The following is a 25,880-nucleotide window of genomic DNA, read 5'->3' as shown; positions in this document are numbered from 1 at the left end:
TGAGCGATCTTATTCGTTTGTCGAATTCATCTCAAGACCATAGGATCACCTCAATCTTCGGCTGGGCGAATCATCCGCCAGCCCCACCGAAACCACCACAACCGAGCGAAACCGACGCTCCGCCGCGGCATGCCCAGCGCCGCCACGGCGGAGCCTGCTTCGACAAGAGGGAGCGAGCATGCTGCTGTCCAACAAGGTCTGCGTGATCACCGGCGCCGCGTCGCGCCGCGGGATCGGCAAGGCGACCGCGAGGCTTTTCGCGCTGCATGGCGGCCGCGCGATCATCCTGGATCTCGACGGCGCCCAGGCCGCCGAAGCCGCCGCCGAACTGGGCGAGGCGCATCGCGGCTTCGCCTGCGACGTGACCGACCGCGACGCCTGCTTCGCCGCCTCGACCCGCGTGGTCGAGGAGTTCGGCCGCATCGACGTGCTGGTCAACAATGCCGGCATCACCCAGCCGCTGAAGTTCATGGACATCGGCCCGAAGAACTACGAGGCGGTGACCGACGTCAGCCTGCGCGGCACGCTGTACATGAGCCAGGCGGTCGTCCCCCACATGCGCGAGCGCAAGGCGGGCTCCATCGTCTGCATCTCGTCGGTCTCGGCGCAGCGCGGCGGCGGCATCTTCGGCGGCCCGCACTACAGCGCGGCGAAGGCCGGCGTCCTCGGCCTCGCCAAGGCGATGGCGCGCGAGCTGGGGCCGGACAATGTCCGCGTCAACTCCGTCACCCCCGGCCTGATCCAGACCGACATCACCGGCGGCAAGCTGACCGACGAGCTGCGCACGGAGATCCTCAAGGGCATCCCGCTGAACCGGCTGGGCGACGCCGAGGATGTGGCCCGTTCCTGCCTGTTCCTGGCGTCGGAGCTGTCCTCCTACATCACCGGGGCCACGCTGGACGTCAACGGCGGCATGCTGATCCACTGATCCCGAAATGCTGGAGACACTCCCCGTGGACACCGCAACCGACACCACCCCGCTGGGGCACAATGTGCCGCTGGCCGAACGCGCCTACCGCATCCGCCGCAACGCCCTGCTGATGGGCGAGGTGCAGGGCCAGGGCTATATCGGGCAGGCGCTGGACATCGCCGACGTGCTGGCCGTCTCCTATTTCCACGCCATGAAGTACCGGCCCGAGGATCCGCATTGGGAGGAGCGCGACCGCTTCCTGCTGTCCAACGGCCATTACGCCATCGCCCTCTACGCCGCGCTGATCGAGGCCGGAATCGTCCCGGCGGAAGAGCTGGAGACCTACGGCAGCGACGACAGCCGCCTGCCGATGTCGGGCATGGCCAGCTACACGCCGGGCATGGAGATGTCGGGCGGTTCGCTCGGGCTGGGGCTCAGCATCGCGGTCGGGATCGGGCTGGGGCTGAAGCGCAAGGCATCGGCCAGCCGCGTCTACACCCTGTTCTCCGACGGCGAGCTGGACGAGGGGTCGGTGTGGGAAGCCATCATGTCGGCCGCCCATTACAAGCTCGACAACCTGATCGCCATCGTCGACGTCAACAACCAGCAGGCCGACGGCCCGTCCACCCAGGTCATGGCGTTCGAGCCGCTGGTCGACAAGCTGGAGGCCTTCGGCTGGTTCGTCCAGCGGATCGACGGCAACGACATGGACGCGGTGGTCGCCGCCTTCGACGCCGCCAAGTCCCACCCGGCCCAGAAGCCGCGGATGATCGTCTGCGACACCAAGATGGGCAAGGGCGTGCCCTTCCTCGAAGCCCGCGAAAAGAACCACTTCATCCGCGTCGACGCGCACGAATGGCAGCTTGCGCTGGACGCGCTCGACGCCGGGAGGACCGCATGAGCACCACCACCGGCGCCACCGCCGCCGCCAATCCGGCCAAGCCGCGCCTGAAGACCTCGGCCATGATCGCCTCGATCGCGGCGGAGGGACAGCGGACCAGGCCAGCCCCCTTCGGGCATGCGCTGGTCGAGCTGGCGAGGCAGCGGCCGGAGATCGTCGGCATGACCGCCGACCTCGGCAAATACACCGACCTGCACATCTTCGCCCAGGCCCATCCCGAGCGCTTCTATCAGATGGGCATGGCCGAGCAGCTGCTGATGGGGGCGGCGTCGGGCATGGCGCATGAGGGCATGATGCCCTTCGTCACCACCTACGCCGTCTTCGCCTCGCGCCGCGCCTATGATTTCGTCCATCAGACGATTGCGGAGGAGAACCGCAACGTCAAGATCGCCTGCGCCCTGCCCGGCCTGACCTCCGGCTACGGGCCCAGCCATCAGGCGGCGGAGGATCTGGCGCTGATGCGCGCCATGCCGAACATGGTGGTGATCGACCCCTGCGACGCCCACGAGATCGAGCAGGTGGTGCCCGCCATGGCCGCCCACCAGGGCCCGGTCTACATGCGCCTGCTGCGCGGCAACGTCCCGCTGGTGCTGGACGAGTACGACTACAGGTTCGAGCTCGGCAAGGCCAAGCTGCTGCGCGACGGCTCGGACGTGCTGGTCATCTCGTCCGGCATCATGACGATGCGGGCGCTGGAGGTGGCGCAGCGGCTGGAGGCCGACAAGGTCGGCGTCGCGGTGCTGCACGTCCCGACCATCAAGCCGCTCGACACCGAAGCCATCCTGCGCGAGGCCGGGCGGACCGGCCGCATGGTGGTGGTCGCCGAGAACCACACCGTCATCGGCGGGCTGGGCGAGGCGGTGGCCGGCACCCTGCTGCGCGGCGGCGTCGCCCCGGTCTTCCGCCAGATCGGCCTGCCCGACGAGTTCCTGAAGGCCGGCGCCCTGCCGACCCTGCACGACCTCTACGGCATCTCCACCGACGCCATGGCGGCCAGCATCAGGGGCTGGCTGTAGAGCGTCCCGACCCGATACACCCGCTCGAACCAACAAACGTCCATAGGGAGAGAGAACCGATGAAGAAGCTGCTTTTGTCGCTGGTGATGGGCACCGCCCTGGTCGCCTCGCCGGCCTGGGCCCAGCAGGTCCTGCGCCTGGCCCACAACGCGGCCCCGGGCAATCCGAAGGCGGAAGCCTCGCTGAAGTTCGCGGAACTCGTCGCCAAGAAGACCGACGGGCGGGTGAAGATCGAGGTCGGCGGCAGCGCCCAGTACGGCGACGACGTCGAGGCGCTGACCAGCATGCGGCTGGGCACGCTGGCCTTCAGCGCCAACTCGCAGGGCACCACCTCGGGCGTCGTTCCGGAATATGCGGTGCTCGGCCTGCCCTTCCTGTTCCAGTCGCTGCCGCAGGCCTGGAAGATGCTGGACGGCCCGGTGGCGAAGAAGCTGGACGAGGTGTCGAAGACCAAGGGGCTGGTGCTGCTGGCGATGTGGGACAACGGCATCCGCCACGTCTCCAACAACGTGCGGCCGATCACCAAGCCGGAGGATCTGGCCGGCATCAAGATCCGCACGCCGCCGGACCCGATGACGGTGGACATCTTCAAGGCGCTGGGCGCCAACCCGACGCCTCTGGCCTTCTCCGAACTCTACATCGCGCTGCAGCAGGGCGTGGTCGACGGGCAGGAGAACCCGCTGATGAACATCCACTCCTCCAAGCTCTTCGAGGTGCAGAAATACATCTCGCTGACCGGCCACAAGTATGAATCGACCCCGCTGCTGGCCAGCAAGATGGTGTTCGACACGCTGTCCAAGGCCGACCAGAAGGCGGTGCTGGACGCGGCTGCCGAGGCCGGCAAGCTGAACCGCGAGATGTCCGCCAAGGCCGATAGTGAGCTGCGGTCGAAAATGGAGGATGCCGGGGTCAAGTTCAACACGGTCGACCCGGCCCCCTTCGTCGCCAAGACGAAGTCGGTCTATGACAAGTGGGAGAAGCAGTTCCCCGATCTGGTGGCGTTGGTCCGCAAGGAGGCTGCGGCCGGAGCGGCGCCGTAATGGCGGTTTCCCACGGGCGGGAGCAGGGGGTGGCGGGGTTTCCCGCCACCCTCCTCCAGGCGGCCGACGGCGCGATCGCCGCCGTTGCCGCCGCCGTATCGATCCTGTCGCTGGTCGTGCTGTTCCTGGCGCTGGGGGCGGAGGTCGTCGTCCGTTACCTCACCACCCAGGGTCTGGGCTGGCCGTCTGAACTGCCGAACCTGCTGTTCCCCTGGCTGGTGATGGGCGGCGTCGTGCTGGCGGCGCAGAAGGGTGCGCACATCTCGGTCACGCTGCTGCTCGACATGCTGCCCCGCGGCGCGGCGCGGGCGCTGCTGCTGGCGATGCAGGTGGTGGTGGGCGCGACCTTCTTCTATCTCGCCTATATCGGCCTCGCCGTCATCGAGATCACCGGCAGCGAGATCTATCCGGTGACCGGCATCAGCGCCCGCTGGGCCTACCTGTCGCTGATCGCCGGCTTCGTCGGCGTGGGGCTGACCGCCGTCACCACCTTCCTGCGCCTTCTGATCGCCGAGGATCCGCGGTCAGTCCGCGCCCATGTGTCGGAGGAAGAGATATGACCGCATTGATGGTCGCCGTCTTCGGCCTTCTCCTGTTCCTGTCCTTTCCGGTCGGCTATGCGCTGGTCATCAGTTCCGGCGCCGCGGTGATGACGCTGGGCTCCGTGCCCACCGTCATCTCGGTCATCAAGCTGTTCCAGCCGACCCAGAGCTTCCCGCTGCTGGCGATTCCCTTCTTCATCCTGTCCGGCGCGCTGATGATGAGCGGCACGCTGGGCCAGAAGCTGGTCCGCTTCGCCGCGGCGCTGGTCGGGCGCTACCATGGCGGGCTGGCCCAGGTCACCGTCGTCGGCTCGACCATCTTCGGCGGCGTCTCCGGCTCCGCCGTGGCCGAGGCGTCGGCGCTGGGATCGATGCTGATCCCCTGGCAGAAGCGTGAGGGCTATCCGCCCGCCTTCGCCGCCGCGGCCACCGCGTCCTCGTCGGTGATCGCCGGCCTGATCCCGCCGTCCATCCCGCTGATCCTCTATGCGGCGGTGTCGAACGCCTCGATCGCCTCGCTGTTCCTCGCCGGCATCCTGCCGGGCCTCATGCTGGCCGGCGGCATGATGATCGTGTGCTATGTCAGCGGCCGCACCCGCCACTTCCCGCTGCTGAAGAGCGAAGGCGGGCTGCGGGCGCTGGGGCTGGCCACCGTCGCCGCCCTGCCGGCGCTGCTGATGCCGGCCTTCATCCTGGTGCTGCTGCGCTTCGGCATCGCCACCCCGACCGAGGTCAGCGTCGTCGCCGTCGCCTATGCGCTGCTGGTCAGCCTCCTGATCTACCGCGACCTGACCTGGAAGCGCGTCCATGCCGCACTGATGGGCACGGTGGTGACGACCGGCGTCGTCATGCTGGTCATCGCCGCGTCCAACCTCGTCGGCTATGTCCTGATCACCGAGGCGATCCCGAACGCGGTGGCCTCCTATGCGGAAAGCGTGCTGAAGGAACCCTGGCTGATCATCCTGGCGATGAACCTGATCATGCTGGTGGTCGGCATGTTCCTCGACCTGCCGGCGGCGATCCTGCTGCTGGGCCCGACCTTCGTCGCTGTCGGCGGCGCCATCGGCATGGACCCGATCCAGCTCGGCATCGTGATGGCGGTCAATCTCAGCATCGGGCTGTTCACCCCGCCCATCGGCACCACGCTCTTCATCTCCGCCGCCATCTCCCGCGAGCCGATCGGCGCCATCGTGCGCGAGCTGTGGCCCTTCTATCTGGTCGCGCTGATCGTGCTGGGCCTCGTGTCCTACGTGCCGGCGACCATCCTGTACTGAGCCGCACGCCTTCCAATCCAAGGATTTCGACACCATGACGACAGTGGGTTTGACGACAGTGGCTTTCATCGGCCTCGGTTCCATGGGCCTGCCCATGGCGCGCAATCTGCTGGCCAGGGGCTTCGCGGTGCGGGGCTTCGACATGCGGGCGGAGAGCGTGGCGGCTCTGGCGGCGGCGGGCGGGGCTGCCGCCGCGACCGCGGCGGACGCTGCGGCAGGTACCGAGGCGCTGGTGCTGATGGTGGTCAACGCCGCCCAGGCCGAGGCCGTCCTGTTCGACGGCGGCGCGCTGGAGGCGCTGCCGGCGGGCGGGTCGGTGGTCCTGATGGCGACCTGTCCGCCGGCCGCTGTCGCCGCCCTGGCGGAGCGGGTCGAGGCGGCCGGGCGCCGCTTCGTCGACGCTCCCGTGTCGGGCGGGGTGGTGGGGGCGGTGGCCGGAACCCTGTCGATCATGGCCGCGGCCCCCGCCGCGACGCTGGACCGGGTGCGGCCGGTGCTGGCGGCGATGGGCGACAAGGTCTTCCATGTCGGCGAAAAGCCGGGACAGGGCGCCACGGTCAAGACCGTCAACCAGCTGCTGTGCGGCGTCCACATCGCCGTGGTGGCCGAGGCCTTCGCGCTTGCAGCCAAGGTCGGCGTCGATCTCGCGGTGCTGCTGGAGATCATGAGCGGTTCGGCGGCGTCGAGCTGGATGCTGAAGGACCGCGGTCCCCGCATGCTGGAGGCGGAGCCGGGAATCACCAGCGCGGTGGACATCTTCGTCAAGGATCTCGGCATCGTCCTGGAGGCCGGGCGCGACGCCAAGGCGGCGCTGCCGCTCGCCGCCGTCGCCCACCAGATGTTCCTCGCCACCTCCGGCCGCGGCGAGGGGGCGATGGACGACAGCCAGGTGATCCGCAGCTATCACGCCGTGAACGGCACCGTCGGGGGAAGGCCGTGATGGACCGCATCACCTTCCTCGACCACGACACCATGGGGGCGGACATCGCGCTGCGCCGTCCCGCCATCCCGCACGGCTGGGTGCAGTACGGCCGCACCGCCCCCGGGGACATCGTGGAGCGGGCACGGGATGCCAGCATCCTGATCGTCAACAAGGTGCCGCTCGACGCCGGGACGCTGGACCTTTTGCCCAACCTGCGCTTCGTTGCCGTCGCGGCGACCGGGACGGACAATGTCGACGTCGCCGCCTGCCGGGCGCGCGGCATCGCGGTGTCGAACGTCCGCGCCTATGCGGTCCACACCGTGCCGGAGCATGTCTTCGCCCTGATGCTGGCGCTGCGCCGCTCCCTGCCGGCCTACCGGCAGTCGGTGGCCGACGGGGCCTGGCAGGACGGCGGGCAGTTCACCCTGCTGACCCATCCGATCCGCGACCTGCACGGCTCCACGCTCGGCATCGTCGGGCGCGGCGCCATCGGACAGGCGGTGGCCGGCATCGCCCGCGCCTTCGGCATGCGCGTGCTGTTCGCCGGCCGCAAGGGGGAGACGGCAAGCGGGCCGGACCATGCGCCGTTCGACGCCGTGCTGGCCGAGAGCGACGTGCTGTCCCTGCATTGTCCGCTGACGCCCGCAACCCGCCATCTGCTGGGCGGGCCGGAATTCGCCCGGATGGCGCGCCGGCCGCTGGTGATCAACACCTCGCGCGGCGGGCTGATCGACGACATGGCGCTGGTCCGCGCGCTGGAGGGCGGGCTGATCTCCGGCGCCGCCGTCGACGCCACCGCGGTCGAGCCGCCGCCGCCGGACCATCCCTTCCTCCGCCTCGCCGGGCGCACCGATTTCCTGCTGACGCCCCACATCGGCTGGGCCAGCGCCGAGGCCCGGCAGGCGGTCGCCGATCAGGTGACCGCCTGCATCGAGGCCTTCGCGGCCGGACGGCCGATCAACCTCGTGACGTGACGGCGCCGCGGGCGATGCCCGCCGCTCCCATTTCCGAAAGGACCAAGCTCATGCCCAGCGTCGATCCGCGCCGGTTGGCGAACGCGATCCGCTTCCTGTCGATGGACGCCATCGAACGCGCGGGGGAAGGCCATCCGGGAACCCCGCTCGGCGCCGCCGACATCGTGACGGCGCTGTTCACCCGGCACCTGAAGTTCAACGCCGCCGATCCCCTGTGGTTCGACCGCGACCGCTTCGTCCAGTCCAACGGCCACGGCTCCATGCTGATCTACTCGCTGCTGCATCTGAGCGGCTACGAGACAATGACGCTGGACCAGATCAGGCGGTTCCGGACGCTGGGCGCGCACACGGCCGGGCATCCGGAAATCGACCGGTCCTGCGGCATCGAGGTGACGACCGGCCTGCTCGGGCAGGGCATCGCCAACGCCGCCGGCATGGCGCTGGCCGAAGCCTTCCTCAACAGCCGCTTCGGCGACGGCATCGTGGACCACCGCACCTATGCGCTGGTCGGCGACGGCTGCCTCCAGGAGGGCGTCGGGCAGGAGGTGATCGCGCTGGCCGGCCATCTGCGGCTGGGCAAGCTCACCTTCCTGTGGGACGACAACCGCATCACCGACGACGGCGGCATCGATCTCGCCCTGTCCGACGACATGGTCGCCCGCTTCCGAGCCAGCAACTGGCATGTGCAGGAGGTCGACGGCCACGACATCGACGCCGTGTCGGAGGCGCTGCGCCTCGCCCGGCTCGACCCGCGGCCGTCGATGATCGCCTGCACCACGGTGATCGGCCGCGGCCTGCCCCATGAGGGGCAGCGGGCCGCCCACAGCGCCCGCCTGTCCAAGGACCACACCGACGCCGCCCGGGCCGCGCTGGACTGGCCTTCGGCGCCCTTCGAGATCCCGGAGGATGTCGGCTCCGCCTGGCGCGAGGCCGGCCGGCGCGGTGCGGCGGAACAGCAGGCGTGGCAGGCGCGTGTCGAGGCGCTGCCGGCCGACCTCCGCCGCGAGCTGGACCGCCTGCGCGAGGGGCGCCTGCCCGACGGCTGGGCCGGCGCGCTCCATGCCTTCAAGCGCCGCATGGCGGAGAGCGGGCATGCCGACCATGGCTACAAGATCTCCGGCGACATCGTCGACCTGATGACGGAAGCGATCCCGGAGATGCTGAGCGGCGCCCCCGACCTGGAGGGCGCCACCCTGCACAAGCGGCGGCTCGCCGCCTTCACCGCCGACGACCGGGCCGGCCGCTACGTCCATTACGGCGTCCGCGAGCATGCCATGGGCAGCATGCTGAACGGCATGGCCGCCCATGGCGGCGTGGTGGCGAGCGGCATCACCTATCTCGCCTTCTGCGATTACGAGCGCCCGGCCATCCGCATGGCGGCGCTGATGGGGCTGCCGGTCATCTTCGTGTTCAGCCACGATTCCATCGGCATCGGCACCAACGGCCCGACCCACCAGCCGGTGGAGGTCCTGGCGGCGCTGCGCGCGATTCCCAACCTGCTGGTTCTGCGTCCGGCCGATGCGGTGGAAGCGGCCGAATGCTGGGAGATCGCGCTGGAGCACCGCTCCGGCCCGACCGCCCTGGTCTTCGCCCGCCAGCCGCTGGATCCGGTGCGTCCGGGCGCGGATGCCGAGGGTGCAGATGCCGAAAACCACTGCCGCCGCGGCGGCTATGTGCTGGCGGAGGCGGCCGGCGGCCCGAGGCGCGCCACCCTGCTCGCCACCGGATCGGAGGTTGCCGTCGCATTGCAGGCGCGCGCGCTGCTGCAGGAGGGCGGCGTTCCGACCGCCGTGGTGTCGATGCCCTGCTGGGAACTGTTCGAGCGGCAGGATGCCGCCTATCGCCGGTCGGTCGTCGACCGCTCGACCGTCCGTGTCGCGGTGGAAGCAGCGGTGGTCCAGGGATGGGAGCGCTATATCGGCGAGGACGGCGGCTTCGTCGGCATGACGGGCTTCGGCGCCTCCGGCCCGGCGCCCGACCTCTATCGCCATTTCGGCATCACGCCGGAGCGGGTCGCCGACGCGGTGCGGACAAGGCTCTAGCCCGTCCGAGCCTGGAGCATGGCGCGGGCGACCGGCCCGCCGGGCTTTGCGCACCGGAACCGATCCCAGCCTTCACCGAGCCCGCCGCACAGCCTGCGGCGGGCTCGCTTCGTCATGTGCGGACCTTCCGCCCCGCCATGACGCCCCTGCCTGCCCGGTCGGGACACTCACCGGTCCGGAACATTCGGTCCCTATCCAAAAATTCGGTCTCTATGCAAAAAGTGGATTGTTGGCGGGCCAATCACAGGATATCATATTTCAGTTGATGTAATCGAATAACGATTACAAAGACGGCACCCAAGCACAGACACCATGCAGATCAAGGAGATCGCGTGTGGACGTGATCGCAGAGCTGTCGGGCCTCATCGGCGCCGACGCCGTTCTGACATCCCCATCCGACCTGGACGCCGTGACCGAGGACTGGCGCGGCCGCTATCGCGGTCTCGCGCTGTGCCTCGCCCGGCCGGCGACCGCCGAACAGGTGTCGGCGGTCGTGCGCTGCTGCGCCCGGCACGGCGTTCCGGTGCTGCCCCAGGGCGGCAACACCAGCCTGTGCGGCGGCGCCGTCCCGTCGGAAACCGGCCCCGCCCCGGTCATCCTCAGCCTGACGCGGATGCGCGCCGTCCGCGCCATCGATCCGGTCAACAGCACGATGGAGGTCGAGGCCGGCTGCGTGCTCGCCACCGTGCAGGAAGCCGCCGCGGCGGCCGGGCGCCTCTATCCGGTCAGCCTGGGCGCGGAGGGATCCTGCCAGATCGGCGGCACCATCGCCACCAATGCCGGCGGCACCTCGGTCCTGCGTTACGGCAACACGCGCGACAATGTGCTGGGGCTGGAGGTGGTGCTGGCCGACGGCACCATCTGGTCGGGCCTGTACGGCCTGCGCAAGAACAACACCGGCTATGACCTGAAGCACCTGTTCATCGGGTCGGAAGGCACGCTCGGCATCATCACCGCGGCGACGCTGAAGCTGCACCCGCTGCCGACGCGCCATGCAATCGCCTGGGTCGGGATGGCGTCGCCCGCCGACGCGCTGACCCTGCTGACCCGCGTGCAGCAGCGCTGCGGCGCCCGGCTGTCGGCCTTCGAGATGATCAACCGGCTGCAGCTCGATCTGGTGATGGAGAATGTGCCGGGACGCCGCAGCCCGATCGGGACGCCGGCCGACTGGCATGTGCTGATCGAGCTGTCCGACAACAGCGACGGCGACGCGCTCGACGCCGAGCTGCAGGCGATCCTGGAGGATGCCTTCGGCGACGGGCTGCTGACCGATGCCGCGCTCGCCGCCAGCGACGCGCAGCGCCACGCCATGTGGGAGGTGCGCCACAGCGTGTCGGAGGCCAACAAGAAGGCCGGCGTCGGGCTGACCACCGACTGTGCGGTGCCGCTGTCGGCCGTGCCCGCCTTCATCGATGCCGCGACCGCCGCGGTGCGGGCGCTGGTGCCCGGCCTGCCGGCGATCGTCGTCGCCCATCTCGGCGACGGCAACGTGCATTTTATCCCCTTCTTCAGCTTCAAAGACTGGCAGGCGGTCGCCGACCGCGACGGGCTGGCCGTCGCCATCCGCCATGCCGTCAACGACGAGGCCGCGCGGCTGAACGGCACCTTCAGCGCCGAGCACGGCGTCGGCCGGGTCCAGCTGGCGGAAATGGCGCGCTACAAGCCCGCCGCCGAACTGGCGCTGATGCGCGCGGTCAAGCAGGCGCTCGATCCGCAGAACATCTTCAACCCCGGCCGCCTGCTGCCGCCGGGCTGAAGCCTTTCCAATCTCCGTCCCTATCCTTCCGCCGTCCCAGCCCACCAAGAGGAGTTCCGACATGAGCATCCGCCAATCCGGTTGGTCCCGCCGCACTCTGCTGAAAGCCGGCGCCGCCGGCACCGCCGCGCTCGCCATGCCCGCGATCTGGAGCCCGGCCCGTGCGCAGAACAAGCGGATCGTCGTGCGCGACGACGGCGGCATCTACACCAAGGCCTATGGCGAGATCTTCTACAAGCCCTTCACCGAGGCCACCGGCATCGAGGTGGTCGGCGTCCAGGCGAACGCCGAGCCGACGGCGCAGATCCGCTCGATGGTGGAAGCGAAGTCCTACACCTGGGACATGGCCAAGATCAGCCAGCCGGCCATCCTGATGCTGACCGGCGGCGACAAGCCGCTGCTGGAGAAGCACGGGCTGGAGGCCGATCCGGCCGTCGCCTCGATCCCCAAGCAGTACATGTCGGAATACGGCGTCGGCACCAACGTCTACACCACCGTGCTGGCCTACCGCACCGACGCCTTCAAGGGCCGCAAGGCGCCGGCCTCGTGGAAGGACTTCTACGACGTCGCCAACTTCCCCGGCCGCCGCGCCCTGCGCAAGCACCCGTTCGACACCATCGAGCAGGCGCTGATGGCCGACGGCGTGCCGACCGGCCAAGTCTATCCCTGCGACATCGACCGCGCCATCAAGGCGCTGGACCGCATCAAGAAAGACATCTCGGTGTTCTGGACCAGCGGCGCGCAGGTCGAGCAGATGCTGCTGTCGGGCGAGGTCGACATGGTGCCGACCTGGGTGTCGCGCCCGCAGGCGGCGATGGCGGCCGGCGCCCCGGTCGGCATCGTGTGGGACCAGAACATCTGGGGCCTGGACAGCTGGGCGATCCTGGCCGGCACGCCGAACGCCGACGCCTGCCGCCAGTTCATCAAGTTCGCCTCCGACCCCAAGCGGCAGGCGGCCCTGGTGAAGTTCTTCCCGGCCGGCGTCACCCAGCCGGAGGCCTTCAAGCACATCGACGCGAAGATCGCCCCCGACTGCCCGACCTTCCCCGCCAACATCGAGCGCGGCCTGAAGATCGACGCCGACTATTGGCTGAAGAACCAGCAGACCGGGCTCGAGCGCTACAATGCGTGGCTGCTGAGCTGAGGCGCCGTCGCGTTTCCCCCTCCCCAGCCCTCCCCCGCTGACGCGGGAGAGGGAACTCCGCTGCCCGGCAGCCATGCCCCCCTCTCCCACCGCAGGTGGGGGAGGGTCGGGGAGGGGGCAAAGGCACGCCTGTGCTCTCTCGACCTTTCGCATTCCCATCCTTCGGCCCACCCCTTCGCGAGGAGGCGCGCATGTCTTCTTCCAGCCTTTCCGTCCAGGGCCTCGCCAAGCGCTACGGTGATTTCGTGGCGCTCGCCCCCACGGATCTCGTCGTCGCCGACGGCGAGTTCCTGACGCTGCTCGGCCCGTCGGGCTCCGGCAAGACGACGCTGCTCAGCCTGCTGGCCGGCCTCGTCCCGCCCGACGAGGGAAGCGTGCGCATCGGGTCCCAGGACGTCACCTACGCCCCGCCCTACGAGCGCGACATCGGCGTGGTGTTCCAGAACTACGCCCTGTTCCCGCACATGACCGTCGAGGAGAACATCGCCTTCCCGCTGAAGATGCGGAAGGTGGCGGCGGACGACGCCAGGCGGCGCGCCCGCGAGGCGCTGGAGATGGTCCATCTGCCGCACATCGCCGGCCGCTACCCGCGCGAGCTGTCGGGCGGCCAGCAGCAGCGTGTCGCGCTCGCCCGCTGCATGGTCTACAAGCCGTCGATCATCCTGATGGACGAGCCGCTGGGCGCGCTCGACAAGAAGCTGCGCGAGCATATGCAGCTGGAGATCAAGCGCCTGCACCGCGAGATGGGGACGACCATCGTGTACGTCACCCATGACCAGGAAGAGGCGATGACGATGTCCGACCGCATCTGCCTGATGAATGCCGGGCGGATCGAGCAACTGGGCACGCCGGCCGACCTGTATTTCCGGCCGCGCTCGCTGTTCGTCGCCGACTTCCTGGGCGAATCCAACATCCTGCCCGCCGGCCTCGGCGCCCGCGTCGGCGACGAGGTCGAGGTCGGGGTGGGCAGCGTCGGCATCCCCGGCCGCGCGCTCGCCAACGGCCACGACCTGCCGCAGGGCACCCAGGTCCGCGTGATGGTGCGGCCGCAGAACCTGGCGGTCGCCCGCCAGGCGCAAACCGCATCCGGGGCTTCCGCGCCCGGCGTCGAGGGCCGCGTGTCGGAGGTGATGGTCACCGGCAGCCTGACCAAGGTCTACATGGAGCCGCTGGACCGCAACCTGCCGCCGCTGGTCGCCGCCTTCCCCACCCGCAACGAAGCCGACGCGGTCCGCATCGACGACGTGCTGACGCTGTCCTGGAGCGGACGCGACGCCGTGGTCATCGCCGACAGCCCGGCCGTTGCGGGAGCGGCGTGACATGAGCGGACAGTCCCTGGCCATGACCCACACCGCAGGCGCCAAGCGCCATTCCCCGCCGCCCGCCTGGCGCAAGCCGGTGCTGATGGGCGCCCCGCTCGTCCTCCTTCTCTCCGCCTTCCTGGTCTTCCCGGTCGGGCAGCTGCTGGCGCTCAGCGTCTACAACGGGCAGGGCTTCACGCTGGCGCCCTATGCGCAGCTGTTCGCCTCCAGCCTCTACGTCACCGTGCTGTGGATCACGCTGAAGATCTCGCTGGCGACGACGCTGGTCTCGGTGGTCGCCGCATATCCCATCGCCTACCTGATCTCGGTCGCCAAGGGGCCGGCGAAGAGCCGGCTGATCTTCTGGGTGCTGCTGTCCTTCTGGACCAGCTTCCTGGTGCGCGCCTTCGCCTGGGTGGTCATTCTCGGCCGCAACGGCGTCATCAACAGCACGCTGATGTCGCTGGGCATCATCGACCGGCCCCTCGACCTGCTCTATGGCTTCGGCTCGGTGCTGGTCGGCATGGTCCACGCCATGCTGCCGCTGGCGGTGATGACGATGCTGGCGGTGATGGAGAACATCGACCGCACCCTGCCGCGCGCCGCCAGCACGCTGGGCGCCAAGCCGGGAACGGCCTTCTGGACCGTCTATTTCCCGCTGTCGCTGCCGGGCGTCGCGGCGTCGGCGATCATGGTCTTCGTCTCTGCCATCGGCTTCTTCATCGTGCCGGCCCTGCTGGGCGGACGGCGCGAGACGATGATCACCCAGCTGATCATCGACCAGGTGCAGCAGACGCTGAACTGGGGCCTGGCCGGCGCCATCTCGGTGCTGCTGCTGACGGTGGTGCTGGTGGTGTTCGTGCTGTACGACCGCGTCTTCGGCTTCGCCTCGCTGACCGGGGAGAGCGCGGCGGTGCGCAACCGCGACACCGCCATGCGGCGGCTGGGCGGGCGGGTGCTCGGGCTGCTCGGCTCGGCCAGCGACGCGGCGATCGGCCTGCTGCCGCGCCGCCATCCCATCCGGGAGCGCAGCGAACAGCCGGTGGCGCTGTCGGCTGTCGTCTGGCTGCTGCTGGTGCTGATCAGCCTGCCCGCCTTCCTGATGATCCCGCTGTCCTTCGGCAAGGGCGGGCTGGCCTGGCCGCCGTCGGGCTTCACCCTGCAATGGTACGAACAGCTGCTGCAATCGCCGATCTGGATGCAGGCGCTGTGGCGGTCGATCGTGGTGGCCCTCGGCACCGGCCTGCTGGCGATGGCGATCGGCGTTCCCGCCGCCTTCCTGATGGTGCGCAGCCACATGCGCGGCAAGGGCGCCATGCTGGCCTTCATCCTGTCGCCCATCGTCGTGCCGCGCATGATCATCGCCGTCGGCATGTTCTATGTCTTCGCCCAGATGGGGCTGGTCGGCACGATCCTGGGGCTGGTCATCGGCCATACCGTGGTGGCGGTGCCCTATGTCGTGATGACGATGATGGCGGTGCTGCGCAACTACGACACCCGGCTGGACATGGCGGCGCAGAGCCTGGGCGCCCGGCCGCTGGCGGCGCTGCGCCACGTCACCTTCCCGATCCTGGGGGCCGGCATGCTGTCGTCCTTCCTGTTCGCCTTCGCCACCTCCTTCGACGAGCTGACCATCTCGCTGTTCTCGTCGGGCGGCCTCAGCGCCACCCTGCCCAAGCAGTTCTGGGACGAGGTGACGCTGCAGGTTTCGCCCGTCATCGCGGCGGTGTCGACCGGCCTGCTGCTGTTCGTCGCCGTGCTGATCTATGCCGCCGACCGGCTGCGCCGGCGCAGCCTCGCCGCCTGATCCACCTTCACCCCTCGCCTCTTCCAAGGATTAGACATGCTTGACGCCACGAAGCTTCGCGGCATTCTGCCCGCCACCCCGACGCCGGTGACCTCCGACGGCACCATCGACGTGGCGGCGTCCAAGGCGCTGTTCTCCTGGCTGTTCCGCCAGGGGATCGACGGGCTGGTCCCGCTCGGCGGCACCGGCGAATATGGCGCGCTGGCCAAGGACCAGCGCATCCGCTTCGCCGAGCTGGCGGTGGAGGCGATGGCGGGCGCGGATGGCAAGCGCGGCCCGGTGATAGCCGGCGTTCTGGACACCGGCTATCACGACGCGCTGGCCGCCGGCCGCGACTTCGCCGCGGCCGGGGTGGACGGGCTGCTGGTGCTGACCCCCTACTACACCAACCCGACGCAGGCCGGCATCCGCGACTATTTCCTGCGCTATGCCGACGAATCGCCGGTGCCGATCCTGATCTACGAGATCCCCTACCGCACCCGCATCGCCGTCGATCCGGAGATCCTGCACGAGCTGTCCAGGCACGAGCGGATCGTCGGCATGAAGGCCTGCAACACCGACATGTACCATTTCCTGCGCACGGTGGCGGGGGTGCATTCCTCCTTCGCGATGCTGAGCGGCGAGGACACGCTGTTCCCGCTGCAGGTCGCGGCCGGGGCGAAGGGCGGCATCGTGGTGACGGCCAACCTGCTGCCGCGCGCCTGGCGCCTCATCTTCGACCTCGCCTCGACCGGCAAGCTGGACAAGGCGCTGGAGATCCACCGGTCGCTGATCCCGATGATGAACCTCGCCTTCGCCGAGACCAACCCCGGCCCGATGAAGGCGGTGATGGACCTGATCGGCGTCGACGCCCCGGCGATGCTGGCGCCGCTGCGCGAGCCGGCCGAGGATCTGAAGCGCTCCCTGCGGCGCGAGCTGTCGCGCCTGCTGGTCACCTATGAAGGCGTGGCGGCGGTCCAGCCGGCCTGAGCGCCGCCCTGGACGCGCCAGGGACCCGCGATGCGCGTGGCATTCGGCTCGCCGGATGCTATGCGTAGCGCGGGTTCGCCGGACGAGAAGCCGGCCGGGTGAAGACTGCCGATGGGGGAGCCTATGACGCGAGGAGCAGGACGGATGCCGAAGACGGCTGACTCCGTGAACGGGGCGGACGGGAAGACCGTGGCGGCGGATGCGGGCGCGAAGCCGAAGGCCGATCCACGCGAATCCTCGCTGTTCGTCGGGTCCACGGAAAAGACCTTCCAGATCCTGCACGCCTTCGACGGGCCGCACCGCCAGATGCCGCTGTCGGAGATCGCCAAGGCCGCCAACCTGGACCGCAGCGCGGCGCAACGGCTGGTCTACACGCTGGAGGTCCTGGGCTATCTGCGCCGTGTCCATGGCACGCGCAACTATGCGCTGACCCCGAAGCTTCTGCAGTTCTCCTACAACTACCAGCGCGCGAACGAGCTGATCGAGAAGGCCTTCCCCTACCTGCTGGACATCAGCCGCAGCGTTGGCGAGACCGCGAACCTCCAGGAGCTGGACGGCGCCGAGATCGTCTTCGTCGCCCGCTTTCCCGGCAAGCATCTGGTCAACATCGAGTTCATGGTCGGCAGCCGCCTGCCCGCCTATTACACGGCGTCGGGCACCGCCATCCTGTCGCGCCTGTCGGAGGAGGAGCGGGAGGACATCCTGGCCCGCACCGACCTGCGCCCGCTCACCCCCTTCACCATCTGCGATCCCGACCGCCTGCGCGCCCGCGTGCGCGAGGCGGGAGAGAAGGGATATGCCCTGCTGACCAACGAGGCGGTGATGGGCGACATCTCCGTCGGCGCGGCCATCACCGACGAGCATGGCCGCGCGGTGGCCGGCATCAGCATCTCGGTCCCCGCCACGCGCTGGACGCCGGAACAGGTCGAACAGGAACTCGCCCGGCATGTGCAGGTGGCGGCGGCCTCCATCTCCGTCCACAAGTTCGGCAGCTATTCGCGATAGCGCCACACAGCGGGAGGCGATGCCGCCATGACAGGCTACCGGACGGCACGCTACCGGGCGTGCCTGAACATCGACGACCTGCGCCGGATGGCCCGGCGTTATCTGCCGCGTGGCCTGTTCGACTACATCGACCGCGGCACCGAGGACGAGACGGCACTGCGTCGCCTGCGCCAGTCCTTCGACGGCAGCGAACTGATGCCGCGGGTGCTGGTCGACGCTCACGACCGCCATGTCGGCGTGACGCTGTTCGGCCGCGAGCGCCCCCTGCCCTTCATCGTCGCCCCGACAGCCGCCGCCGGTCTGGTGCGCTATGACGGCGAGGTGCTGCTGGCCAGGGCGGCGCGCGCCGCCGGCATCCCCTTCTGCGTCTCGACCCAGTCGATCACCAGCATCGAGGCGATCGCCGAGGCGGGGGCCGAGCTGTGGTTCCAGCTCTATGTCTGGCGCGACCGCAGCCTGACCCATGCCCTGCTCGACCGTGTCGCCGCCTGCGGCGTCGACACGCTGATCCTGACGGTCGACACCGCGGTATCGCCCAAGCGCGAGTACAACCAGCGCAACGGCTTCAGCGTCCCGGTCGTCCCGAGCTTGCGCGGGGCCGTCGACGTCGCCCTTCATCCCGCCTGGCTGTGCGGCGTGCTGCTGCGCCTGCTCCGCGCCGGCGGCTGGCCGGGCTATGCCCATTACCCGCCGGAATTCCGCACCCGGATCACCGAGGCCGCGTCGCACGAGCGGATCCGGCTGTGCGACCGCGTGAGTTGGGAGGACGTCGCGGATCTGCGGCAGCGCTGGGCCGGACGGATCATTCTCAAGGGCCTGCTTGCACCGGCCGACGCGATCCGGGCGGCCGACGCCGGAGTCGATGCCATCGTCGTGTCCAACCATGGCGGGCGCAACCTGGACAGCGCACCGTCGCCGCTGGCGGTGCTGCCGCGGATCGCCGACAGCGTCGGGGACCGGCTCACCGTGCTGGCCGACAGCGGCGTCCGCCGCGGCAGCGATGCCGCGAAGCTGCTGGCCGCCGGTGCGTCGGCGGTGCTGCTCGGCCGCGTCCCGCTGTTCGGCCTTGCGGCGGGCGGCCAGCCGGGGGCCGAGCATGCCCTGGCCATCCTGCGCGACGAGCTGGACCGGACCATGGCCCTGCTCGGCTGCCGGACGGTCGGCGATCTGCGCGGCTGCGCGTAACGGCATCGCGGTCATCCCATCCGGCGCAGCGCACCGGACGTCATGGCGCACAAATGATTGGCCCGCTGAGTTCCGGGGCGCATGTCCGGCTGAGGCGCCGCTGCCGCAAGCGCTTGCAGGCGGTCGGCCAGCGCGCGTTCCGGGGCGCAGATCTCCTCGCACAGGGCACGCATCTCGGCGATGGACGGGCGCCATTTCCGGGTCCGGCGCCAGATGCGGGCAGCGGCATCCACCGTCCAGGCCGGGTATTCGCCCAGATCCTCGGCCCAATCCAACGCCATCATCCGTTCGACATCGGCGGTCAGCCCCTTGGCCGGAAAATGGCTCAGCAGGGTCAGCACCCGGCCGAGCAGACGGTCGCCGTCGACCGGGGCCAGCACGCTGGCGGAAAACTCCTCCAGTGCCTGACGCGCCTGGGCAGCCTGGGCAGCCGTGATGCCGTCCGGCGGCGTCCACAGCTCGATCATGCCGTCGAAGCCGTCCTCGCCGAAGCGCGGTCGCCGTTCGGTGCGTCCGCGGGCCAGGAGATCCTGGAGGGCGGGCGGCAGGATGGCCATAAGATGGGCCTGCCGTTCGGTCGCCGGCAATCCGGGGTCGAAGGCGGCGATGCGGGAGCGCGGCAGCGGGGTGACGGTCGCCCTGACGGTCATTGCGGAACCCTCACGACCAGGATGGCGCCGCGTCTGCGCGAGCAGCGGCGCGATTGCGCAATTCCGCAGCGGCGGCGGCCCAGGCGCCCAGGCGCAGTTCGGCCGCACCGGCACCGGACGGCATGGCCTGACGGGCGATGCGGGGGGCCTCCTGCCGGACGGCAACCGGAGCCAGGGCAGCCGACGGACGGCTGCGGTCGACAGGCGCCTTGCCGGCCGCCGCGTCCTGCGAGAGCCAGGCACGCCATGCGGCGGAAATGTCCCGGTAGCGGTAGCCATGGGCCTGGCAGCGCAGGATGAACCCCTCGACATGGCGGCCGAGGTCGATGCCCGCATGGCAGGCTGCTGCCCAGGCGAGGTCGTCGGCGTTGGGCATCCAATCCGCAGGAACCTCCCGTGCCGTCTTGCGCCCGCCCTTGGCGAGCGAGTCCGAAGTTTGTTTGAAATGGACCTGTTCCTGACTCGGGGGCGGACAGGGGGTGTGCGTCTCAGAGTCATCCCTGTCGGCGGTGGGAACAGGGCGTGCGGCAGCCGTGACTGCGGCGGCGGCGATTGCCTGGGCGCCCTCCTCCTCCAGGGGGGTGAAGCGCAGGCGGTAGAGGCAGGACAGGCGGGCGCCATCACGGCCGCGGCGGTGCTCGACCCTGATCAGCCCAAGGTCGCTCAGCCCCTGGATGATGCGGTTGACGGTGGGTCGCGACCGCTTCAGCTTGGCAGCCAGCGTCGATTGCGACGGCCAGCACAATCCGTCCTCGTCGGCGAAGGTGGCGAGCGCCGCCAGCACGGCGAACCCGTCGGCGTCCAGGCCGGGTTGGTCGAGCCACCAGGCCGGAATCCGGCCCCAGCGGCGCGTATCGGGGGCGCGGGCATCGGGGGGATTGGCGGTGGCGGGCGGCGGCGGTGACAATGGCAAGGGCAAGGGCAAGGGTGACTGCATGGGACGCTCCGGGAATCTCGTATGGCCGGCAAGGGGCCGCTTGAACTTGAGCGAAGGATTCCGCCGACTGCCGCCCCCGTCGAATCGCGGGCAAAGGGGACCGAGTCGCTTGTGTCCCCTTCACCCGCGCCTGTGTCCCATCGGCCCGCGCCTGTGTCGGTCCTGGTCGCGGATGTGTCCCCTTTGCCCGCGCCGGCGCCGCGAATCGGATTCGATCCCGTTTGCCCGCGCTTGGAGCGGGGAGAGGCTGCCGGCACTGCGGGAGCCCTGTCCCCTTTGCCCGCGTTTTGGGGCGGTTGCCTGCGGTTCGCAGGACGGATTGTCGCCGTAGGAACGGCGCCGCCGCCCGTCTCCGGCGACCGAAGCTGTCCCCTTTGCCCGCGTTTCGTCCGCTGGCCATGTGCCTGCGGCAGATGTCTGTGTCCCGAATGCTCGCGGTTGCGGGACGCTGGCTGCAGGGCTGTCCCATTTGCCCGCGCTTCGGCGCCGCCAGGCATCACCCGGCCGGCTCCCGAATCTGTGTCCCGAATGCTCGCGCTTCGCCACAGCGGTCCGATTCGCGCCGGTTGGGCGCTTATGGCCGCTCCGCCGCCCCCTCTCCGCCGGCGGCATGGTCTAAGTGCGGGCAATCGGGACACAAGCGCGGGTATTTCCTACACAGGCGCGGCCAAACGGGACACAGGCGGCGGTGCCCGGTCCGCGCCGCCGGTTGCGCCGGTACGCCACGCGCTCCTATCGTGGCGGTCGGGTGAGGAGGGATGAGCCATGAGCAAGGCGAACGCGGTCCAGCTGACGCTGTTCGAGATGGAGGACCGCAGTCAGTCCCATATGATCGCGCTTTACGACACGGCGCCGCGCTTCGTCTTCGTGTCGAAAGGCCGTGGGACCGAGCCGGAGCTGCCGGCCGCCAACGCGTTCGTCCAGTCGGTCCACAAGGAGTTTCCCTTCAAGGACTCCCTCTTCACCCTGACGCTGCAGCCCGCCCGCATCTACCGCCCGGCCAAGCCGGCACCGGGCGACGACCCCGCAGACAAGCGCATGGTCGAGTATGAGGTGTTCCCATCCGAGCGCGAGCAGATCGTCGAGCAGGTCGTCCGCCGGCTGGCGATGGACCGCTCGCGCCTGTCGCTGATGGGGGACAAGCAGGACCGCGTGCGCGTCCATTTCTCGCTGTACGAAATCCGGCGGGAGCTGCGTGCCGTCAACCGCACGATGGACACCGCCGAGATCCGCGAGGCGCTGGAGATCCTGGCCCGCACGCGCATGATCATCAGCAAGGTGCCCGAGAACGGCCGCAAATCGGCGCGGCCCGTGCTGGAATCCTCGGTCTTCCCGACCCTCTACATCCGGCCGCGCACCGGCGAAGGCGGAGAAGGCGACGAGGACGACACCTATCTGGAGTTCAACGCGCTGGTGGCCTCGGCCATCCGCAACCTGGAATTCAAGCCGATTTCCTACCAGTGGATCATGCGGCTGAAGAGCCCGGTGGCGCGCTGGCTCTACAACCGCCTGTCCATCGAGTACGGCGACCTCGATCTGACGCGCACGCCCGACGGGGCGCACGACGTGCCGCCGATGACCCTGTCGGCCGACGACATCATCAACAACAGCGGCATGAACGAGTGGAGCCGGCGGCGCGACACCCTGCGCACGGTGACGCTGGCCGTCGATTCCCTGGTGGAGGAGGGCATCCTCGACCGCGTCGAGAAGGTGGTGTCGAAGGACGGCCGGCGCATCAACGACATCGAGTATGTCATGATGCCGAGCGGCAAGTTCCTGGATCAGGTTCGCCGCGGCAACGACGTGCGGGAGGCGAACGCCGCCACCTACAGGGCCATCGTCGGCAGCGACGAACGCCCGAAGGAGTTCCTGCCGATCACCCCGGGCCAGAGCGTCGAGGTGCGCCGCCGCCGGGTCACGCTGCTGGGCGCCCGCGCCGGGAAAGGCGTGGCGTGACCATCATTCACATCTTATGCGTGCTTAAGTCGACTTAAGAGGGTCAGGCGGCCCGCCACCTGGAAGCCCGGCCCCGATACGCAGCTGACGCTGCTGGCCGGCATGGCGAAGGCCACGGGCGAGGCGGCGGCGGGATCCCGCTCCCGCCCGGCCCCCTTCCTAATCCCCGAGCAGGCCGGCGATCCGCTGCCGCAGCGCGTCCAGCGCCGCCCGCTCCGCGGCGCCGATCCCCTCGCGGTTCTCCTCCAGCTTGCCGAGCGCCTGGATCATGCCGCGCACAGCGGCGCCGGCAGCCCGGCGTTTCAGCACGATGCCGCCTGGATCCTGGCCACCTGGATCCCGCCGTTTCAGCGCCTGCCGCGTCTCGGCCACCGCGCGGGCGGTGGCACCCTTGCGGGCGAGGGCCCACAGCTTGCGCCGGCCCGCCTCGTCGTGGGCGGCGGCGACCTCCTCCAGCGTGGTGGGCGGCACGCGGTCGGTCAGGGTCAGATACTCGTCCAGCACATCCGACGGCAGGGCAAGGATGCCGAGCGCGCGGGAGATCGCGGCCGGCGTCTTGCCCACCACCTCGGCCAGCTTGTCCTGGGTGTAGCCGTGCTTGGCCCGCAGCCCGTCGAGCGAGCGAGCGGTTTCCACCGCGTTCAGCGCCTTGCGCTGGAGGTTGTCGACCAGCGCCAGCTCGTCGGGGTCGCCGCCGAGGATGCGGGCGAAGATGGTGCTGCGCCCCAGCAGCTCGAACACCCGCAGCCGCCGGCCGCCGCCGACCAGGGCATAGCCGTCCTCGCCGCTGCGCGTCACCAGGATCGGGTACATCAGCCCGTGCCGCTCGACCGACCGCCGCAACTCCTCCAGCGAGGCGTCGTCCTGCGCCGCCCGCGGCTGGTGGGCATGGCGGTCGATGCGGTCGATGTCGACCTCGATGACGGGGGGGAAATCCTCCGACACGCCGAACACCGCGTTGCGGATGGCCTGCGGCTGGCCTGCGGGAGCGGGGGCCGTCAGGTCGGCGCGGCGGGCGAGCTTACGCGACATTGAGCTTCTTCTCCTTGCGGGCCCGGGCGGCGGCGCGCACGTCGGCGGCGACCTGTTCGAACACGGCACGGCCGGGAACATTCTTGACCGCCGACAGGGTGATGACGCCGGCCGCGGCGGCCTGCCCATAGACGGTGGCGCGGGGGATCGGGTCGTAGATGCGATAGCGCTCGCCATAGGCGCGCCACAGATCCTCCAGCGTCGCCTTGTCCTGGGTCAGCCGGGCGGAGAACAGGGTGGGCAGGATGCCGATCACCTCGAGATGCGGGTTGCGCCGCCGCCGCAGCCCCTCCAGCGAGCGCAGCACATGGCGCAGCCCGACCAGCGCCAGCGATTCCGTCTGCACCGGCACCAGCAGCAGATCCGCCGCCTCCAGCGCGCCGACGGTGACCAGCCCGAGGTTCGGCGCGGTGTCGAGCACGATGTAGTCGTAGAGGTGGCGCACCTCGCCGATCCGGTGGCGGATCGTCGTCAGCTTGCCGGTGGCCAGCTCGACGTCGGCGTCGGACAGGCTGACGAAGGCCGGCACCAGATCCAGCCGCGGTTCGGAGGTCTGCAGGATATAGTCGGTGAAGGGCCGGTCGTCGGCCAGCGCGTAGTAGAGCGTCTGGCGCTCCGCCTCCATCCGGTCGATCTGCGTCGGCGAATAGCCGAGATGGACGGTCGCCGATCCTTGGCTGTCGCAATCGACCAGCAGCACCCGCGCGCCTTGCGCCAGCAGGCAATAAGCCAGGCACAGGCTGGTTTCCGTCTTGGCGGTGCCGCCCTTCTGGTTGCCGGCCATCACCACCGTGGCATGGCGCGGACGGTCGGAGCCGCGTTCGGTCTCGACCAACTCGGCCACCGTCTTGGGCGTGCGTTCCGCGGCGCTTTCCCAGCGGCTGACCTGCGAGCGGTCGTATTTCCGCCCGAGCTTCTCGTTCAGCCATGCGGCCAACTCGCCCTGGCTCCAGCCGCGTTCCTCGCGCAACCCCTTCAGGCTTTCCCCCGCCATGGTCCGCACACTCCCCCATCGAACAGACGGCGGCATCCTTCGCTGCGACCCTCAACATTGTCAACCGTCCGCTGGCCGGATGCCTCAACAGGACGGGCCGGTCTTCAGCCGGTGCGCTGCCCGGGTGCGGACGGAATGACGGCCTTCAGCCCGTCGAGCAGCCGGTCGAGCCCGAACAGGAAGCGGGCGTCGTCGTCGTCGTCCGCGATCAGCATCACCGTGGCGGCGATGTCCGGGTAGCGGGCTGCCTGCTCCGCCGTCATCTGCTGAGCGATGCGCTTCAAATCCACCCCTTCGCCACCGCCGTTGGGAGGCAAGGTCGCCTGTTCCTCGATGGTGAAGCCCAGCACGTAGTATTGCAGGGTGAGCATGGCGCGGGCGGCCGTGTGCCCGTCGGCACCGGCGGCCCGCAATCTGGCGATGATGCGGTCGCTGATCCGCAGCACATTGTCCATCATCGGAAAGGTGCCGGCATAGAACCGCGCACCGTCGCGCCGCGATTTCAGGGTGCGGCGGAACTCCACCGCCATCGCCTTCAGCCACTCGTCCCAGGGCAGCCCGTCGTCGGGCGGCAGCACCATCCCCGCCAGCAGGGCGTCGGCCATGGCGTCCAGCAGCGCCTGCTTGTTGGCGAAATGCCAGTAGAGCGACGGCGCCTGGATGTTCAGCGCACCGGCGAGCCGCCGCATCGTCAGCCCATCCACCCCGACCTCGTCCAGCAGGGCCATGGCGGCATCGATGATGTCCTGTCGCTGCACCCGCATGGCCGCTTCCCCGCCGTCCTCGTCGCGGTTGACAATCTAACGGCGTTAGTTACATCTAACAACGTTAGTTTTGCGGAAAGCCATCGAGGAAAGCCCATGGATCCCCATCGCATCCTGACCGTCGAGGCGCTGCGGCAGCTCTACGACATGCCGACCGAGCGCATGCAGAAGACGACCTTCCCGTTCCTGGACGATCACTGCCTGCGCTTCGTCGCGGAATCGCCGCTGGTCTTCGTCGCCACCGCGAGCGGCGGCGGGATGGGCGGCGGAGTGGCCGGCGGGATGGATTGTTCCCCCCGTGGCGGGCGGCCCGGCTTCGTCCATGCGGAGGACCGCCGGACGCTGGCCCTGCCCGACTGGCCCGGCAACAACAAGCTGTCGTCGATCACCAACATCCTGACCTCCGACGGGGCCTGCGGGCTGGTGTTCCTGGTGCCGGGAATGGACATCTTCCTGCGGGTGAACGGCATCGCCACCGTCACCACCGACCCTGCCCTGCTCGGACGGCTGACCGAGGAGGGACGCACGCCGAAGGCCGCCATCCGGCTGGCCGTGCAGGAGGCCTTCTTCCATTGCGGCAAGGCGCTGCGCCGGTCCCATCTGTGGCAGCCCGACGCCTGGGCCGTCCCGCAGGACATGCCGTCGCCGGGGCAGGTGGTGAAGGACCAGACGGGGCTGGCGGAGCTGTCGGTCGAGCAGATCGATGCGATGTACGAGAAGGCGCTGGACGAACAGCTCTACCGCGAGTCGAAGGTCTGA

23 protein-coding genes are annotated in these 25,880 nt (G+C 69.5%); 18 read left to right on the top strand and 5 right to left on the bottom strand.

The genetic code is table 11. The features are described 5' to 3' along the window. Positions 1-178 precede the first annotated feature (178 nt). From ABMY26_RS09210 to ABMY26_RS09135, 16 genes are all read left to right on the top strand, one after another. Complete coding sequence (locus tag ABMY26_RS09210) at positions 179-928, top strand: SDR family NAD(P)-dependent oxidoreductase (RefSeq protein ID WP_372395402.1); 750 nt, start codon at positions 179-181, stop codon at positions 926-928. 25 nt (positions 929-953) lie between these two features. After that, a complete protein-coding gene (locus ABMY26_RS09205; RefSeq protein ID WP_372395401.1) occupies positions 954-1,811 on the top strand; it encodes a transketolase in 858 nt (285 codons plus the stop codon). Continuing rightward, positions 1,808-2,827, top strand: coding sequence for a transketolase family protein (locus tag ABMY26_RS09200; protein WP_372395400.1), 1,020 nt, complete (start codon positions 1,808-1,810; stop codon positions 2,825-2,827). Before ABMY26_RS09205 ends, ABMY26_RS09200 begins: the two co-directional genes overlap by 4 nt. A 59-nt stretch (positions 2,828-2,886) precedes the next feature. Continuing rightward, positions 2,887-3,867, top strand: a complete 981-nt coding sequence (locus ABMY26_RS09195; RefSeq protein ID WP_372395399.1) for a TRAP transporter substrate-binding protein — start codon at positions 2,887-2,889, stop codon at positions 3,865-3,867. After that, on the top strand, positions 3,867-4,427 hold the full coding sequence (locus ABMY26_RS09190; RefSeq protein ID WP_372395398.1) for a TRAP transporter small permease: 561 nt from the start codon (positions 3,867-3,869) through the stop codon (positions 4,425-4,427). The genes ABMY26_RS09195 and ABMY26_RS09190 overlap by 1 nt, the downstream gene beginning before the upstream one ends. After that, on the top strand, positions 4,424-5,683 hold the full coding sequence (locus ABMY26_RS09185; protein ID WP_372395397.1) for a TRAP transporter large permease: 1,260 nt from the start codon (positions 4,424-4,426) through the stop codon (positions 5,681-5,683). The genes ABMY26_RS09190 and ABMY26_RS09185 overlap by 4 nt, the downstream gene beginning before the upstream one ends. 34 nt (positions 5,684-5,717) lie before the next feature. Next, on the top strand, positions 5,718-6,623 hold the full coding sequence (locus ABMY26_RS09180; RefSeq protein ID WP_372395396.1) for an NAD(P)-dependent oxidoreductase: 906 nt from the start codon (positions 5,718-5,720) through the stop codon (positions 6,621-6,623). Continuing rightward, a complete protein-coding gene (locus ABMY26_RS09175) occupies positions 6,623-7,579 on the top strand; it encodes a D-2-hydroxyacid dehydrogenase (RefSeq protein ID WP_372395395.1) in 957 nt (318 codons plus the stop codon). Before ABMY26_RS09180 ends, ABMY26_RS09175 begins: the two co-directional genes overlap by 1 nt. Positions 7,580-7,629: 50 nt before the next feature. Beyond that, positions 7,630-9,621, top strand: coding sequence for a transketolase (gene tkt / locus ABMY26_RS09170; protein WP_372395394.1), 1,992 nt, complete (start codon positions 7,630-7,632; stop codon positions 9,619-9,621). A 334-nt stretch (positions 9,622-9,955) separates the two neighbouring features. Further along, positions 9,956-11,377 carry an FAD-binding oxidoreductase gene (locus ABMY26_RS09165; RefSeq protein ID WP_372395393.1) on the top strand — a complete coding sequence of 474 codons (1,422 nt, stop codon included), beginning with the start codon at positions 9,956-9,958 and terminating at the stop codon, positions 11,375-11,377. 61 nt (positions 11,378-11,438) lie between these two features. Further along, complete coding sequence (locus ABMY26_RS09160; protein ID WP_372395392.1) at positions 11,439-12,521, top strand: ABC transporter substrate-binding protein; 1,083 nt, start codon at positions 11,439-11,441, stop codon at positions 12,519-12,521. A gap of 191 nt (positions 12,522-12,712) precedes the next feature. Continuing rightward, positions 12,713-13,840 (top strand): ABC transporter ATP-binding protein, encoded by a 1,128-nt coding sequence (locus ABMY26_RS09155; RefSeq protein WP_372395391.1) that lies wholly within the window; start codon positions 12,713-12,715, stop codon positions 13,838-13,840. A gap of 1 nt (position 13,841) precedes the next feature. Next, positions 13,842-15,629, top strand: a complete 1,788-nt coding sequence (locus ABMY26_RS09150; RefSeq protein ID WP_372395390.1) for an ABC transporter permease subunit — start codon at positions 13,842-13,844, stop codon at positions 15,627-15,629. A 36-nt stretch (positions 15,630-15,665) separates the two neighbouring features. Continuing rightward, positions 15,666-16,598, top strand: a complete 933-nt coding sequence (locus tag ABMY26_RS09145; protein WP_045585734.1) for a dihydrodipicolinate synthase family protein — start codon at positions 15,666-15,668, stop codon at positions 16,596-16,598. Between the two features lie 144 nt (positions 16,599-16,742). Beyond that, positions 16,743-17,603 carry an IclR family transcriptional regulator gene (locus ABMY26_RS09140; RefSeq protein ID WP_372395389.1) on the top strand — a complete coding sequence of 287 codons (861 nt, stop codon included), beginning with the start codon at positions 16,743-16,745 and terminating at the stop codon, positions 17,601-17,603. Between the two features lie 27 nt (positions 17,604-17,630). After that, positions 17,631-18,788, top strand: coding sequence for an alpha-hydroxy-acid oxidizing protein (locus ABMY26_RS09135; protein ID WP_372395388.1), 1,158 nt, complete (start codon positions 17,631-17,633; stop codon positions 18,786-18,788). Between the two features lie 11 nt (positions 18,789-18,799). Here the strand turns inward: ABMY26_RS09135 and ABMY26_RS09130 are convergent, their stop codons facing one another. After that, complete coding sequence (locus ABMY26_RS09130; RefSeq protein WP_372395387.1) at positions 18,800-19,438, bottom strand: hypothetical protein; 639 nt, start codon at positions 19,436-19,438, stop codon at positions 18,800-18,802. A 10-nt stretch (positions 19,439-19,448) separates the two neighbouring features. Further along, the gene (locus ABMY26_RS09125) at positions 19,449-20,375 is read right to left on the bottom strand and encodes a helix-turn-helix domain-containing protein (RefSeq protein ID WP_372395386.1); all 927 of its coding nucleotides are present in this window, start codon (positions 20,373-20,375) and stop codon (positions 19,449-19,451) included. A 765-nt stretch (positions 20,376-21,140) separates the two neighbouring features. Between ABMY26_RS09125 and ABMY26_RS09120 the strand changes: the two genes are divergently transcribed. Further along, the gene (locus ABMY26_RS09120) at positions 21,141-22,331 is read left to right on the top strand and encodes a plasmid replication protein (protein ID WP_372395385.1); all 1,191 of its coding nucleotides are present in this window, start codon (positions 21,141-21,143) and stop codon (positions 22,329-22,331) included. A gap of 159 nt (positions 22,332-22,490) precedes the next feature. On the opposite strand, the gene ABMY26_RS09115 is transcribed toward ABMY26_RS09120, so the two are convergent. The 3 genes from ABMY26_RS09115 to ABMY26_RS09105 all read right to left on the bottom strand — a co-directional run bounded on the left by ABMY26_RS09115 (position 22,491) and on the right by ABMY26_RS09105 (position 25,121). Next, positions 22,491-23,363: a ParB/RepB/Spo0J family partition protein gene (locus ABMY26_RS09115; protein WP_372395384.1), complete on the bottom strand. Its 873-nt coding sequence runs from the start codon at positions 23,361-23,363 to the stop codon at positions 22,491-22,493. Beyond that, on the bottom strand, positions 23,353-24,357 hold the full coding sequence (locus ABMY26_RS09110) for an AAA family ATPase (protein WP_372395383.1): 1,005 nt from the start codon (positions 24,355-24,357) through the stop codon (positions 23,353-23,355). The genes ABMY26_RS09115 and ABMY26_RS09110 overlap by 11 nt, the downstream gene beginning before the upstream one ends. Before the next feature lie 104 nt (positions 24,358-24,461). Next, on the bottom strand, positions 24,462-25,121 hold the full coding sequence (locus ABMY26_RS09105; protein ID WP_372395382.1) for a TetR/AcrR family transcriptional regulator C-terminal domain-containing protein: 660 nt from the start codon (positions 25,119-25,121) through the stop codon (positions 24,462-24,464). Between the two features lie 96 nt (positions 25,122-25,217). Between ABMY26_RS09105 and ABMY26_RS09100 the strand changes: the two genes are divergently transcribed. Next, positions 25,218-25,880 (top strand): MSMEG_1061 family FMN-dependent PPOX-type flavoprotein, encoded by a 663-nt coding sequence (locus ABMY26_RS09100; RefSeq protein ID WP_372395381.1) that lies wholly within the window; start codon positions 25,218-25,220, stop codon positions 25,878-25,880.

Origin of the sequence: Azospirillum sp. HJ39 (assembly GCF_041507355.1) — a bacterium.
GTDB classification, from domain to species: Bacteria; Pseudomonadota; Alphaproteobacteria; order Azospirillales; family Azospirillaceae; genus Azospirillum; species Azospirillum thiophilum.
This window is presented reverse-complemented; position numbering and strand designations above follow the sequence as displayed.

Excerpts from the sequence above, each read along its gene's own strand:
- ABMY26_RS09210 (WP_372395402.1), top strand. The coding sequence starts at position 179 with ATGCTGCTGTCCAACAAGGTCTGCGTGATCACCGGCGCCGCGTCGCGC.
- ABMY26_RS09200 (WP_372395400.1), top strand. The coding sequence starts at position 1,808 with ATGAGCACCACCACCGGCGCCACCGCCGCCGCCAATCCGGCCAAGCCG.
- ABMY26_RS09195 (WP_372395399.1), top strand. The coding sequence starts at position 2,887 with ATGAAGAAGCTGCTTTTGTCGCTGGTGATGGGCACCGCCCTGGTCGCC.
- ABMY26_RS09190 (WP_372395398.1), top strand. The coding sequence starts at position 3,867 with ATGGCGGTTTCCCACGGGCGGGAGCAGGGGGTGGCGGGGTTTCCCGCC.
- ABMY26_RS09185 (WP_372395397.1), top strand. The coding sequence starts at position 4,424 with ATGACCGCATTGATGGTCGCCGTCTTCGGCCTTCTCCTGTTCCTGTCC.
- ABMY26_RS09180 (WP_372395396.1), top strand. The coding sequence starts at position 5,718 with ATGACGACAGTGGGTTTGACGACAGTGGCTTTCATCGGCCTCGGTTCC.
- ABMY26_RS09175 (WP_372395395.1), top strand. The coding sequence starts at position 6,623 with ATGGACCGCATCACCTTCCTCGACCACGACACCATGGGGGCGGACATC.
- tkt (WP_372395394.1), top strand. The coding sequence starts at position 7,630 with ATGCCCAGCGTCGATCCGCGCCGGTTGGCGAACGCGATCCGCTTCCTG.
- ABMY26_RS09160 (WP_372395392.1), top strand. The coding sequence starts at position 11,439 with ATGAGCATCCGCCAATCCGGTTGGTCCCGCCGCACTCTGCTGAAAGCC.
- ABMY26_RS09155 (WP_372395391.1), top strand. The coding sequence starts at position 12,713 with ATGTCTTCTTCCAGCCTTTCCGTCCAGGGCCTCGCCAAGCGCTACGGT.
- ABMY26_RS09150 (WP_372395390.1), top strand. The coding sequence starts at position 13,842 with ATGAGCGGACAGTCCCTGGCCATGACCCACACCGCAGGCGCCAAGCGC.
- ABMY26_RS09145 (WP_045585734.1), top strand. The coding sequence starts at position 15,666 with ATGCTTGACGCCACGAAGCTTCGCGGCATTCTGCCCGCCACCCCGACG.
- ABMY26_RS09140 (WP_372395389.1), top strand. The coding sequence starts at position 16,743 with ATGCCGAAGACGGCTGACTCCGTGAACGGGGCGGACGGGAAGACCGTG.
- ABMY26_RS09135 (WP_372395388.1), top strand. The coding sequence starts at position 17,631 with ATGACAGGCTACCGGACGGCACGCTACCGGGCGTGCCTGAACATCGAC.
- ABMY26_RS09130 (WP_372395387.1), bottom strand. The coding sequence starts at position 19,438 with ATGACCGTCAGGGCGACCGTCACCCCGCTGCCGCGCTCCCGCATCGCC.
- ABMY26_RS09125 (WP_372395386.1), bottom strand. The coding sequence starts at position 20,375 with ATGCAGTCACCCTTGCCCTTGCCCTTGCCATTGTCACCGCCGCCGCCC.
- ABMY26_RS09120 (WP_372395385.1), top strand. The coding sequence starts at position 21,141 with ATGAGCAAGGCGAACGCGGTCCAGCTGACGCTGTTCGAGATGGAGGAC.
- ABMY26_RS09115 (WP_372395384.1), bottom strand. The coding sequence starts at position 23,363 with ATGTCGCGTAAGCTCGCCCGCCGCGCCGACCTGACGGCCCCCGCTCCC.
- ABMY26_RS09110 (WP_372395383.1), bottom strand. The coding sequence starts at position 24,357 with ATGGCGGGGGAAAGCCTGAAGGGGTTGCGCGAGGAACGCGGCTGGAGC.
- ABMY26_RS09105 (WP_372395382.1), bottom strand. The coding sequence starts at position 25,121 with ATGCGGGTGCAGCGACAGGACATCATCGATGCCGCCATGGCCCTGCTG.
- ABMY26_RS09100 (WP_372395381.1), top strand. The coding sequence starts at position 25,218 with ATGGATCCCCATCGCATCCTGACCGTCGAGGCGCTGCGGCAGCTCTAC.